10 protein-coding genes are annotated in these 13212 nt (G+C 58.5%); 7 read left to right on the top strand and 3 right to left on the bottom strand.

What is annotated here, in order from left to right:
* The first annotated feature begins 16 nt into the window (after window positions 1–16).
* Window positions 17–2035 (top strand): M13 family metallopeptidase, encoded by a 2019-nt coding sequence (locus J2S62_RS11930; protein ID WP_310175013.1) that lies wholly within the window; start codon window positions 17–19, stop codon window positions 2033–2035.
* Between the two features lie 68 nt (window positions 2036–2103).
* On the opposite strand, the gene J2S62_RS11925 is transcribed toward J2S62_RS11930, so the two are convergent.
* Window positions 2104–3264: an FAD-dependent oxidoreductase gene (locus J2S62_RS11925; RefSeq protein ID WP_310175011.1), complete on the bottom strand. Its 1161-nt coding sequence runs from the start codon at window positions 3262–3264 to the stop codon at window positions 2104–2106.
* A 155-nt stretch (window positions 3265–3419) separates the two neighbouring features.
* Complete coding sequence (locus J2S62_RS11920) at window positions 3420–4583, bottom strand: FAD-dependent oxidoreductase (protein ID WP_310175009.1); 1164 nt, start codon at window positions 4581–4583, stop codon at window positions 3420–3422.
* A gap of 176 nt (window positions 4584–4759) precedes the next feature.
* Here J2S62_RS11920 and J2S62_RS11915 point away from each other — a divergent pair, with 176 nt between their 5' ends.
* Window positions 4760–5302, top strand: a complete 543-nt coding sequence (locus tag J2S62_RS11915; protein WP_310175007.1) for a YbhB/YbcL family Raf kinase inhibitor-like protein — start codon at window positions 4760–4762, stop codon at window positions 5300–5302.
* 40 nt (window positions 5303–5342) lie between these two features.
* Window positions 5343–6107, top strand: a complete 765-nt coding sequence (locus J2S62_RS11910; RefSeq protein WP_310175005.1) for a type 1 glutamine amidotransferase — start codon at window positions 5343–5345, stop codon at window positions 6105–6107.
* 96 nt (window positions 6108–6203) lie between these two features.
* Here J2S62_RS11910 and gabT read toward each other — a convergent pair whose 3' ends face one another.
* Window positions 6204–7559 (bottom strand): 4-aminobutyrate--2-oxoglutarate transaminase, encoded by a 1356-nt coding sequence (gabT, locus tag J2S62_RS11905; RefSeq protein ID WP_310175003.1) that lies wholly within the window; start codon window positions 7557–7559, stop codon window positions 6204–6206.
* 112 nt (window positions 7560–7671) lie between these two features.
* On the opposite strand from gabT, the gene J2S62_RS11900 reads away from it, so the two are divergent.
* The 4 genes from J2S62_RS11900 (at window position 7672) to J2S62_RS11885 (ending at window position 13185) form a co-directional block, all read left to right on the top strand.
* A complete protein-coding gene (locus J2S62_RS11900) occupies window positions 7672–8589 on the top strand; it encodes a LysR family transcriptional regulator (RefSeq protein WP_310175002.1) in 918 nt (305 codons plus the stop codon).
* A gap of 74 nt (window positions 8590–8663) precedes the next feature.
* Window positions 8664–10217 carry a lysine--tRNA ligase gene (gene lysS, locus J2S62_RS11895; protein ID WP_310175001.1) on the top strand — a complete coding sequence of 518 codons (1554 nt, stop codon included), beginning with the start codon at window positions 8664–8666 and terminating at the stop codon, window positions 10215–10217.
* Between the two features lie 9 nt (window positions 10218–10226).
* The gene (locus tag J2S62_RS11890; protein ID WP_310174999.1) at window positions 10227–10436 is read left to right on the top strand and encodes a hypothetical protein; all 210 of its coding nucleotides are present in this window, start codon (window positions 10227–10229) and stop codon (window positions 10434–10436) included.
* Window positions 10437–10650: 214 nt separating this feature from the next.
* The gene (locus J2S62_RS11885) at window positions 10651–13185 is read left to right on the top strand and encodes an ATP-dependent Clp protease ATP-binding subunit (protein ID WP_310174996.1); all 2535 of its coding nucleotides are present in this window, start codon (window positions 10651–10653) and stop codon (window positions 13183–13185) included.
* Window positions 13186–13212 lie beyond the last annotated feature (27 nt).

The raw sequence follows: 13212 nt of genomic DNA, 5'->3' as shown, positions 1-13212 counted from the left end.
TCGTTGAAGGAGACGCGTGACAACCACAGCCCCGAAACCGACTCAAGATCTGTATCGCTACGTCAATGGTGACTGGATGGAAAATAATGCCATCCCAGCGGATCGTGGCACCTATGGCGCGTTCATGGAGTTACATGAAAAGTCGGAACATGCCGTGCACGAGATCCTTAAAGCAGCAGCTCAAGACCTGACCAAAAAGCAGCGTCGCCACGCGTTTGTCGCAGACCACTCCGACGAAGGTGCCAAACAACGTATCGGTGCGCTGTACACCGCGATGATGGACGAAGAGACCATCGAAGCGCTGCATGTCACCCCGCTGTGGGAAACGCTGGACAAAATTTCGGACATTTCCGAAACCGCAGACTTCCTCAAATTGACCGGCAAGTTGCAACGCAAAGGTATTGTTGGCGGGCCGGTCGGAACCGGTGCCATGCCCGATGCTGGCAACCCGGACCGGGTCTTGCTGCACATGATTCAAAGCGGTCTGGGGTTGCCGGATGAATCCTATTATCGCGACGAGAAATTCGCCGACATCGTCGAGGCCTACCGCACCTACATCGAAAAACTGTTCTTACTGTCGGAAATCGCGCCCACCGAAAAACGGGCCCGCAAGATGGCCAAACGGGTGCTCGATCTGGAAACGAAGATTGCCGAAAAACACTGGGACATTGTCTCGGTCCGCGATGCCGTCAAACGCTATAACCTCATGAGCCGGGAAGAACTGCTCGAAATCTTCCCGTCGGGCATGCACTGGCTCAAGGGCATGAAGATGGCGCCCGGACAAAAACACGAAAACCGCTCAGAAGAGGTCGTGGTCTGGCAGCCAGATTTCCTCAGCGGCCTAGAAGAGCTCTTGGAATCCGAGCCCACCAAATCCTGGCGCATCTGGTTGAAGCTGCACCTGCTGTCCTCCCACGCGCCGTACCTGTCCGATGACTTCGTTCAGGCACACTTTGAATTCAGCAAAGTCCTCACCGGCACCGAGGAACTCCTGCCGCGATGGAAGCGTGCCGTGGCTTTAGTGAACTCGAGCCTCGGTGAAGATGTGGGTCGGCTCTATGTTGCCAAGCACTACACCGAATCGCACCGCGAACATATGGACCAGCTGGTCGATGCGCTGCAGCAGGCCTACCGCCAGTCGATCTCGGAATTGCCATGGATGAGCCAGCAAACTCGAGAAAAAGCGCTCGAAAAACTCGAAAAGTTCAATCCAATGGTCGGCTACCCGGTCAAATGGCACGACTATTCAGACATCAAGGTCAACGCGACCGATCTGATCGGCACGCTCAACCGCATCGCCGAACACGATCTGGAAGAAAACCTGGCCAAGATCGAAAAGGGACCGGACCCCGAAGAGTGGCATATGAGCCCTCAGACGGTCAACGCCTATTACTCACCGTTGGAAAACGCGATCGTCTTCCCAGCAGCAATCTTGCAGCCACCATTTTTCTCCCCGGACGCCACCCCGGCGCAGAACTTCGGTGGGATCGGTGCGGTCATTGGCCACGAAATTGGGCACGGTTTTGATGACCAAGGTTCCCAATACGACGGCGATGGCGCGCTGAATAACTGGTGGACGGATGAAGACCGGGCCGCATTTACCCAACGCACCCAAACGCTGATCGACCAGTACAAGGTCCTGGCCCCAGCCGAAGCGCCTGATCATAACGTCAATGGCGAACTGACCTTAGGCGAGAACATTGGCGACCTCGGCGGACTGGGCATCAGCCATAAAGCGCTCTACCTGTATTTAGAACAAAACCCCGATGCAGCCAAGGAACAAGGATGCGACCCCAACGATCCAGAAGATCGGAAAGTCATCGATCGACAGTTCTTTGAGTCCTGGGCTGCCGTGTGGCGTCAGCTGATTCGTCCGGAAGCAGCGATCACGCGCGTGTCGACTGACCCGCATTCACCCAACGAGTTCCGAGCGAACCAAGTGGTGAAAAACTTGGACGCTTTCCATGAAGCCTACGACACCAAACCGGGCGATGACATGTGGCTCGAGCCCAAAGAGCGCGTCACCATCTGGTAATAGGTTCAAGACGATGCTGTGGCCGGTTCACCACGAACCGGCCCCAGCGTCATCTCACCGGAGAATGCTCACCGGGCGAGTTTTTGATGGGCGTTTAGACTGAACTCCTCGCGCCACAAGGGTGACGTGCCATCCACGGCCATTTCGGCCAGCATCTTGCCGTATGACGGGGCGAATTTGAAGGCATTGCCGTGCATCCCGGTCGCGTAAAGGATGCGATCATCCGCAGGCAGGCGATCGAAAATGGGGATCTTATTCGATGCATAGCTATCGTGATGCACTGAATGTCGCACCGGCGAGGCGATTAAATCCGGCACGCATTCGGCCACGATCTCTCCGACCCAGGCCAGTTGTTCTGGTGTGTAATCGGCGGGGCGGTCATCCGGGGACATCGGACTGATCCACGGTTCTGGATAGGTGCCAATTTTGATGCTGTAGCCATCCAAGGTTGGTGCGCCGAACCAGTGGGTGACGGTGCCGTCAGCTGCCACCCGGTCGCGCATAAACACCGGGAATACCTCGGGCTGGAATTGGTCAATATTCCGCGGCATAGCCCAGGTCAGACCGATCGGCCGGACTTCCACATACTCGCTGAGCTGCGGTAACAATTGTCCAGTCCAGGACCCGATCGTCACAATCACCTGTCGTGCGGCAAATGTGCCAGCATCGGTCACGACTTCGATGCCCTCGGCGGTCGGAGTTAGCTCGGTGACGCGGGTGTTGAAATACAGTGGTGCGCCCTGGTCTTCGGCTGCCGTGTGTGCGGCGGTGACGGCGACTTCGGGCCGTAGGGCCCCACCGCGCGTATCGAGAATGCCGATGTCGTCTGGATCCGGACTAAATTGCGGATACCGCGCGTGCAGTTCCTCGGCAGTGAGTATTTCATGCGGCAGATCGTAGCGCTCAACGACTTCGCGCGTGGTGCGCATGGCTTCGAAATCCGGTGGCCCGATGCTCAGCGCTCCGCACTGGTCTAGGATCGGCCGGTTCGAGGCGGCTTCTAACTCACGCCACAAATCAATCGAGGCGTCAGCGTGGTCGTTGAAGACCGGGCCTTCTTTGACCGCGGTGCGAAACAGCCGTGATTCACCGGCATACGAGGAGCGCAGGTTGACCTGGGCGTGGGCATCGATCCCGACGACTTTCAGATCGGATTGTTGGCTGAGCTGCCACAGGGTCATCGATCCGATTGTTCCGGCTCCGATGACCACCACATCGGCGTATTCCACGGTGTCATCACGTCACTTTCTCAAGTTGTAGCTGGGCGCACGGAGGAGTGTACCCAAGGCAACGCTAGCCAATGAACCGACAACATACTGACAAGGCGAGGTGATTTTTCTGTCAGCTCGCCTTCAGTGTCCTGTGCAGCGGGTGTCACTGCGTTTTAGGTGAGCGGGTCGTGGGCGGCCAGACTGAATTCGTCCCGCCACAGCTGTGATTCGCCATCGACCACCATTTCGGTGAGCATCTTGCCGTAGGAGGTGGTGAATTTGAACCCAACACCGTACAAGCCGGCGGCATACAGCACGCGGTCGTCTGCTTCGAGACGATCAAAAATTGGCATTTGGTTGGAAGCATACGTGTCGTGGTGCATTTCGTGGCGGACCGGTGAGGGGAGGAGATCCGGGATGCACTTTTGCACCATCTCGCCGACAAAGGACAGCTGTTCGGTGGAGTATTTGCGCAGGTCCTCATCGGGGTTCACATCGACTCGCTCTTCCGAAGGTTCCGGGTAGTAGCCGATTTTGATACTGTAGCCGTCTAAACTTGGCACCCCGAACCAGTGGCTTTCTTCGCCATCCTCATGGATTCGATCACGGATGAACCCGGGGAAGACGTCCGGCTTAAATTGGTTGATGTCATGTGGCATCGCCCAGGTGGAACCAATTGGCCGAGCTTCGACGTAGGTGCCGAGCTCAGGCAGGAGCCGGCTGGTCCAGGACCCGGCGGCGACCACCACGTGATTGGCCAGATAGCTCCCGTTGGTTGTGGTGACCTCAACGCCCTCGGCCCGGGAGGTCAGATCGGTCACCTTGGTTCTGAAATGCAGTTGGGCACCGTTGCGTTCGGCGGCGAGCTGGCCCGCGGCGACCGCGACCTCGGGGCGGAGCACCCCACCTCGGGTATCTAATATCCCGATGTCGTGCGAGTCCGGGCTGAACTGCGGGTACCGGGAGAATAATTCATCAGGGTCCAATAGCTCGTGAGGTAAGTCGTATTCTTCAGCGAGCTCTCGGGTCACGCGGATGTCGTCAATCTCGGGTGGGCCGATGCTGAGCATCCCGCACTGGTGCAGCAGCGACTGGGAGGAGAAGTCTTGCAGTTCGTGCCACAGATCAAGCGAAACGTCCACGTGCTCATTGAATAAGGAACCCTCTTTGACGATGGTCCGGAACAGCCGCGATTCCCCAGCATACGAAGAGTTCAAGTTCATCCGCGGGTAGGCGTCAATTCCCACGACCTTCAGATCTGAGCGTTGACTAAGTTGCCATAAGGTCATGGCGCCAATCGATCCGGCACCTACGACCAATACGTCTACATGTTCCATGATCTGCTCACCACTTTCTCAAGCTATAACGATCAAAATTCGGGTTGCACGGCCAGCCTAACGATCGGCTAGATCTCGCGAAACCGCCGACCAGCTGCCCGTGGACACGCTAGGAGCAGATGAGCCGTGAGTGAGAGCTGCTAGACGTTGATGGAACCGCATGAGAGGATGCCCATATGCGTTTTGATCCTTATGATCCGTTACCACAATTGCCTGCCATGACGTTGACGAGTGAGGACTTCGACGACGGCGGGCAATTACCGACGCGCTCGGTGATGGCAGAGCTTGGCGGTAAGGATGAACTACCGCAGCTGACCTGGTCCAATATCCCAGCAGGAACCCAGACGTTCGCGCTGACGTGCCTGGATCCAGACGCGCCAACTGCCGCCGGATTCTGGCATATGTCGGCGTTCAACATTCCGGCTTCCGTGACGTCGATCCCGGGCGGTGCGGTCCGCTGGGACACGATTGACTGGGAGGCCTTCGGGGTCTCGGCAGCAGGCGAAGGTCCGGTCTTTGTACGGAACTCGCGCAATGTTGCCGGCTATACGGGTGCACGTCCACCGGTTGGGCACGGCGAGCACCGCTACATGTTCGTCATCCACGCGGTCGACACGGCCTTGGATCTTGGCGCGGATGCGACCCCGGATCAGGTGGGGTTCAATCTCTTCCAACATGCCATTGGCCGCGGTCGAATCACCGGGGTCTTTGGCCGCTAACCAGTCCCAGGGCTACACCCAAACCGTGAGAGGAGGAGTCGTGACACAAAACCAGAACACCAACGGGCACGTGGCATCCCGCAAAGTGCTGGTCATCCAACCTGACGTACGGGCACCATTAGGCCGTTTCCGTCAGTGGCTGGCAGAATCTGGTGCGGAAACCACGGTGGTGCAGCCCTTTCGGGGCGACCAGATACCGTCCGAGGTGACAGCTGATGGGTTGATCATATTGGGCGGGACGATGAGCTATCACCACGTCGAAGAGTTCCCGTGGCTGGAAGACATTGCGGCGCTCTGCCGGCGTGCCACAGCAGCAAACATTCCGACCTTGGGGATCTGTCTGGGAGCTCAATTGCTGGCGGCAGCCTTCGACGGTGAGGTCACGGTGAATTCGCCCATCGGCCCAGAGACCGGGGTGGTCGATATCGACTGGACCGAAGCTGCCCTGCACGATCCGCTCGTGGGTGACCTGTCGCCGGGATTCCGTGCGACGGCATTTCACTACGACGGCATTACCGCCTTACCTGAGCATGCGGTGCTGTTGGGTCGAGGCGAGCGCTATCCCAATCAAGTCTTCCGCATCGGTAGCGCCGTGGGAGTGCAGTTCCACCCGGAAGCGTCGCCAGAGCTGTTCAGTAGTTGGTGTGCCTCGGATGTAGCGCAGAAACCAGAACTGGCAGAGTTCTTTGCGGAACAGAAGCAGCACGTTGCAGAGGCTGACGATGAGATCATGCCCCAAGTGCAAAAACTCGCCCGAAACTTTGTCCAACAGCTGCAACCCGCACCGCAGGCACAGTCTCGCTAAAGCATACTTTCTGCTCCATAAACCCCGTCCCCATAAAAACACAATGCCCGCATGCTAAACGTTCAGCATGCGGGCATTTTGTCGTGTGTTGAGGTTCTAGGCGTCGACGCTCACGGACTGATCGCTGCGAGTTTCGGCCAGGATATCAGTGATCACGCTCAGGCCTTCTTTCAGGAGGTCTTCACCGATGACCACCGGCGGTAGGAAGCGCAACACGTTGCCGTAGGTGCCAGCGGTCAGCGTAATGACGCCTTGTTTCCGGGCTTCGACGGCAATCTGATTGACCAGCTCTGCCAACGGTGCTTTCGTTTCGGGGTCAACGAGTTCCACGGCCATCATCGCACCGCGACCACGAATGTCAGCGACGCGCGGGTCGTCTTGTTGTACCTGCTGGAAGTGGTCGGTAATGATCTCACCGATGCGGGTGGCTTTTGCAGTGAGGTTTTCTTCTTCCATGACCTCAATGGCTGCCAGCCCTGCTGCCACGGCAACGGGGTTACCGCCATAGGTGCCGCCCAGGCCGCCGGGGTGCACAGCATCCATGACTTCAGCCCGCCCGGTGACCGCAGATAGCGGCATACCGTTGGCGATGCCTTTGGCCAGGGTGATCAGATCAGGTTCGATGCCTTCAGTCTCGGAGGCGAACCAGGTGCCGGTACGGACGAAACCGGTCTGGACTTCATCGGCAATGAATAGCACGTCGTTGGCTTTACACCATTCGACGACCTTGGCCAGGAAGCCTTCGGCGGGCACAATAAACCCACCTTCGCCCTGAATTGGTTCCATGATCACCGCGGCGAGGTTATTCGCACCGATCTGCGATTCCAGCGAGGAGATGGTGCGGGCGGCTGCTTCTTCGCCGCTGAGCCCATCGCGGAAGGGGTAGGAGCCCGGTACGCGGTAGAGTTCGGACGCAAATGGGCCGAAGGAGTCCTTATAGGGCATGTTTTTGGCGGTCAGCCCCATGGTCAGGGTCGTGCGACCGTGATAGGCGTGATCAAAGGCGGCGATCGCTTGCTTGCCGGTGTAGGCGCGGGCAATTTTTACTGCGTTCTCGACGGCTTCGGCTCCCGAGTTCAACAGCACGCTGCGGGTCTGGCCCGAGATGGGGACCAGCTCATCTAGGCGCTGCGCCAACTGGGTGTAGGAGTCATACGGGGTGACCATAAAGCAGGTGTGGGTGAAGTCTTCGACCTGTTGTTTGACGGCTTCGACGACTTTCGGGTGTGAAGCGCCCACGGTCGTAACGGCGATACCAGCGCCCAGATCGATCAGGCGGTTGCCGTCCACATCTTCGAGGATGCCACCTTCAACACGCGAGGCAAACGCCGGGGTCGAAGGGCTGAGCGCTTTGGGAACGTAGGTTTCCATCCGTTCACGCATTTCACGGGCTTTTGGTCCAGGCAATTCGGTCACAAGTTTGCGGGACTGATCTAACGGTTCACGCGACATGGGAAATCCTTTTTGACGGCTCGATAAGACAACGGGTTGTCCTTCCCATTATGCGGCACCACGGCTATGCGCGGCCAATAGAATCTCGTCATCGCAGGTATGCTTAACGGTTATGGACGAGCGGTTACTCACAGCATTTCTCACGGTCGCCGACACGCGCAACGTATCGGTGGCGGCGGGCAAACTTAATATCACCCAACCGGCGCTGTCGCGGCAACTGCAAAAACTCCAACGCCACCTGCAGGTCACCCTCTTGCAGTCGAGTCATTCGGGGGTCACGCTGACCGCCGCGGGCGAAGAGTTCCTGCCGGTCGCACAACAACTCGTCAACGAAATCCATAAAGCTGAGGCGTTTGCCAAGATGCTGTCGACGGGACGGTTTAGCGAGATCACCTTTGCCGCCCCGGGCACCACGCTCATCGATGTGGTCATCCCATTTGTTGCGACCCTGGATTCGTCCGAACTGCACTCCCACGTCATTGAAACCCCACTGGGAAGTTCGCTCGAGCAAGCAGTCCATACCGCCGACTTAGTCATCATGCCGTCTGAGCCTCCCCGCCAACTCGCCTCGGTCGCCCTGGTCGAGCTACCTGTGTGGGCCTATGTCGCCCCGACTCATCCCTGGGCGCAGCGCGACGAAATTCGGCTGGAAGAGCTCGTCGACGAACGCGTCGTGGTCGCCACGCCAGAGTTTATGTCACGACGTGTGCTGGACGGCGCCATCGACGTCGCGGGCCTGACCGTGCCCGATATCGTCGAAACCAATTCGGGTCGCGTCGCCCAAGCGCTGGTCGCCACGGGCAACGGCGTCGCAGTGGTCACCGAAGATGCGTTCTTCGGCCTGAAGCCGGCAAAGATTACCTCGCGCGGGCACGTGCTGTCGGTCGGGTTGCATGCCGGCTGGCGGGCAGATCACTACGCCAGCGAGCAGGTGCAAGCTCTCGCGGAACAGCTGGCTACATTCGCGCAGGCCCGCTATCCGGAACTGACCCCGGGCCCGATCGAGGTCTCGGGGCGCAGTCGATCGTGAGCCAGGGGCGATTAATCCGCCCAAACCGGACATAACGCCGGTATGAGCGGCCGCACCGGGCTAGACTATGGGACGTGAGTACGACCAACACTTCAAACACCAGCCCCTCCACCGTCGACGACGTCGAGAACACCCGCGATCAACGCAAAGTTCGCCAGGCCAAACGCCAGGAACTGCTTGACGCAGGTGTTGCCGCCTACCCGGTTGAGGTAGACCGCACGCATACGCTCGCCGAGATCCGGGAAAAGTACCCCGATCTGGAACCGGGGGTTGAAACCGGTGACATCGTCTCGGTGGCCGGTCGCGTCGTATTCCAGCGCAACACCGGAAAGCTGTGTTTTGCCAGCCTGCAAGAAGGCGGTGCCGCCGGCGAGCATCCTCGTCTGCAGGTCATGCTGTCCCAGGCTCGGGTTGGTGCCGACTCGCTGGATTCGTATAAGCACCTGGTCGATCTGGGTGACCACATTTCGGTCACCGGTGAGGTCATCACCTCCAAGCGCGGTGAACTGTCCATCATGGCGGACTCCTGGACCATGGCCTCCAAAGCGCTACGGCCACTGCCGGTGCTGCACGCCGACCTGGCCGAAGAAACCCGGGTCCGCCAGCGCTACGCGGACTTGATTGTCCGCCAAGAAGCCGCCGAAATGGTCCACAAACGTGCCGGTGTGGTTCGGGCGATCCGACGCACCCTGGAAGACCAGGGGTACATCGAAGTCGAAACCCCGATCCTGCAGCTGATTCACGGTGGGGCACAGGCCCGCCCGTTTGAGACGCACCTCAACGCGTTTGACCAGACGATGACGCTGCGTATCGCCACCGAGCTGTACCTCAAGCGCGCCGTCGTCGGCGGGATTGACAAGATTTTCGAAATCGGCCGGGTCTTCCGCAACGAAGGTGTCGACTCCACGCACTCGCCAGAATTTACGATGCTAGAAGCCTACGAGGCCTACTCGGATATGTACGGCATGGCCGAGAGGATCCGCGAGGTCATCTTGGCCGCGGCCAAAGCCGCCGGCGTCGAACAAGAACTCACCACCCCAGAAGGCAACACGATCGTGTTGGACACCGAGTGGGAATGGCGCGAGTTCTACCCGGCCGTTTCCGAAGCTGTGGGCCAAGAAGTCACCCCGGATACCACCGCCGAAGAACTACTGGCGATCGCCAAAGCCCAAAACATCGACGTTGATGCCAGCAAGCACAACGACGCACAAGAACTAGCGCTGGAACTCTTCGACGAGCTCGTCGAGCCCAACCTGGTGCAGCCGACCTTCGTGTATCACTACCCGCAGGCCGCCCAACCACTGGCGCGCCCGCACCGGCAAGACCCGCGCATGGTCGAAGCCTGGGATCTGATCATCGACGGCTATGAAATTGGCACCGCATTCTCCGAGCTCATCGACCCGGTCATCCAGCGTGAGCGTCTGACCTCGCAATCCGAGGCCGCGGCTGCCGGTGATGAAGAAGCCATGCAGCTAGACCACGACTTCCTGCGTGCTCTAGAATATGGTGCCCCACCAACTGGTGGTCTGGGCATGGGTGTCGACCGGCTGGTCATGTTACTCACCGGGACCGGGATTCGTGAAACGATCCTGTTCCCGCTGCTCAAACCAGAAGAGGGCAACGAGTAAGGAGACACCGTGGACGTTTTCATGGATTACTTTGAAGTACTAGCCCCATCCATCGGGCTGTTCTTTATCTTTTGGTTAGTCATGCGCTCGCTGTTTCGGGGTGACTCCGGTGAGCGCGACGCCCGCCGTGAAGCCGAAGAACGCGAAGCCCAACTGTGGGCGCAGAAGAAAGCCGCGGAACGAGACGGCGACGATGACGCTGTGATCGAAAAGCTGTAACGCTTCGGAATAACGCTGCACCAACTCTGGTTATCCACAGCCTCAACCACTACGTTTGTGGGATAGGAACGGTGTGTGCGAACCTACCATGAGTCAGGGTGACTCAGCTTAGGGTAAATAATGGCACATTCCCTTCGCCCAGCAGTGAACAGCAGTCTCAATACCTCATATAACTCAGTACGATCAGATTCAACAGTCAGCAAGGAGTGTGCCCATGTTTGAAAGATTCACCGATCGGGCCCGACGAGTCGTAGTGCTTGCGCAGGAAGAAGCGCGCATGCTCAACCACTCGTACATCGGTACCGAGCACATCCTGCTCGGGTTGATCCACGAAGGTGATGGCGTTGCCGCCAAAGCCTTACAGTCTCTCGATGTCTCATTGGGTGCTGTGCGCGAGCAGGTACGAGAAATTATTGGCCAGGGCCAGCAAGCCCCATCCGGCCACATCCCATTTACCCCGCGCGCCAAAAAAGTTTTAGAACTCTCGCTGCGTGAAGCACTGCAGCTGGGCCACAACTACATTGGCACCGAGCACATCCTGCTGGGTCTGATCCGTGAAGGCGAAGGCGTAGCCGCTCAGGTTCTGGTACAGCTTGGCGCTGATCTGAATCGCGTCCGCCAGACCGTCATTCAGTTGCTGTCGGGCTACCAAGGCTCGGGCGAAGGCGAAGGCAAAGAACCAGCGGGCGTGTCCCAGAGTGGTTCCAGCCAGGGCCAGCCGGCCGGTTCAGTTGTCCTGGACCAGTTCGGTACCAACCTCACCGCAGCAGCTCGCGAATCGAAGCTTGATCCTGTTATTGGTCGTTCCGATGAAATGGAACGTGTCATGCAGGTACTCTCACGTCGTACCAAAAACAACCCGGTCCTCATCGGTGAACCCGGTGTCGGTAAAACCGCTGTTGTCGAAGGGCTGGCACAAGCCATCGTGCGCGATGATGTCCCAGAAACCCTGAAGAACAAACAGCTCTACACCCTGGACCTGGGATCGCTGGTTGCAGGGTCCCGCTACCGCGGTGACTTCGAAGAACGCCTGAAAAAGGTGCTCAAAGAAATCCGCACCCGCGGCGACATCATCCTGTTCATCGACGAAATTCACACGTTGGTTGGGGCCGGTGCCGCCGAAGGCGCTATCGACGCCGCCTCCATCCTGAAGCCAATGCTGGCCCGTGGTGAACTCCAGACCATCGGTGCCACCACGCTGGACGAATACCGCAAGCACATCGAAAAAGATGCTGCCCTGGAACGTCGCTTCCAGCCCATCCAGGTAGATGAACCATCCGTGGAAGACACCGTGGAGATTCTGCGCGGTCTGCGTGACCGCTACGAGACCCACCACCGCGTGTCCATCACCGATGATGCACTGCACTCAGCCGCCGTGATGGCTGACCGCTACATCTCGGATCGCTTCCTGCCCGATAAGGCAGTCGACCTGATCGATGAGGCCGGCGCTCGGTTGCGCATCCAACGGATGTCGACCCCACCGGAGATCAAAGAATACGATGCTCGCATCGAGAAAGTGCGCCAGGAGAAGGAAGCCGCCATTGACGGCCAAGACTTCGAAGGCGCCGCCTCGCTGCGTGACAAAGAACAGCAGCTGCAAGACGAGCGCAATACTAAAGAACGCGAATGGCGCGAAGAAGCAGCCACCGGCATCGCCGAAGTTGATGAGGACATGATCGCCGAAGTGCTGTCCAAGTCCACCGGTATCCCGGTCTTCCGGTTGTCCGAAACCGAAGCCGAACGTCTGCGCAACATGGAAGGCGAACTGCACCGCCGGGTCATTGGCCAGGACGAAGCAGTCAAGTCTTTATCGCGTGCGATCCGTCGTACCCGTGCCGGGCTGAAGGATCCGAACCGTCCAACCGGTTCGTTCATCTTTGCTGGCCCAACGGGTGTTGGTAAAACTGAGCTGGCCAAGACCCTGGCTGAGTTCCTCTTCGGTGACGAAGAAGCACTCATCACCTTGGACATGTCAGAATTCCAAGAAAAGCACACAGTCTCACGACTCTTCGGTGCCCCTCCGGGTTACGTTGGCTACGAAGAAGGCGGTCAGCTGACCGAACGCGTTCGTCGTCGTCCGTTCTCCGTCGTGTTGTTTGACGAAGTTGAAAAGGCCCACGCGGACCTGTTCAACTCGCTGTTGCAGATTCTGGAAGAAGGTCGCCTGACCGACTCCCAGGGCCGTGTGGTGGACTTCAAGAACACCGTGATCATCATGACCACCAACCTTGGTACCCGGGACATATCCCGCGGTGTTCAGACCGGTTTCCAGTCGGTCTCCGACACCCAGACCGGTTACGAGCGGATGAAGGCCACCGTGCAGGAAGAGCTCCGTCAGCACTTCCGTCCGGAGTTCCTCAACCGTGTTGATGACGTCATTGTGTTCCCACAGCTATCTCGCGACGAGATCGTCGAAATTGTCGACCTGTTCGTCAAGAGCCTGCAGGATCGTCTGACCGAACAGAACCTGAGCATCGAACTCAACGACCAAGCCAAGTACCTGCTGGCAAACCGCGGTTACGACCCCTCTATGGGCGCCCGTCCGCTACGTCGTACAGTGCAAGACTTGCTGGAAGACAAACTGTCCGAGAAGCTGCTCTACGGTGAGATCCCAGCCCACTCGCACATCAAAGTCACCGCAACGGGTGACGGCAAAGATGACGAGTTGGAATTTGAGATCATTGAGCCAACCGAATCGATTGAAGCTCCACCAGAACGTGAAGCTATTGAAGCAGGCAGCGACAGCTAACCTGATCTAACAAAGAATCGCCGGGAC

It is taken from the genome of Enteractinococcus fodinae (genome assembly GCF_031458395.1).
GTDB classification, from domain to species: Bacteria; Actinomycetota; Actinomycetes; order Actinomycetales; family Micrococcaceae; genus Yaniella; species Yaniella fodinae.
The sequence above is the reverse complement of the archived record's forward strand: the minus strand, read 5'-3'. Positions and strand labels throughout refer to the sequence as shown.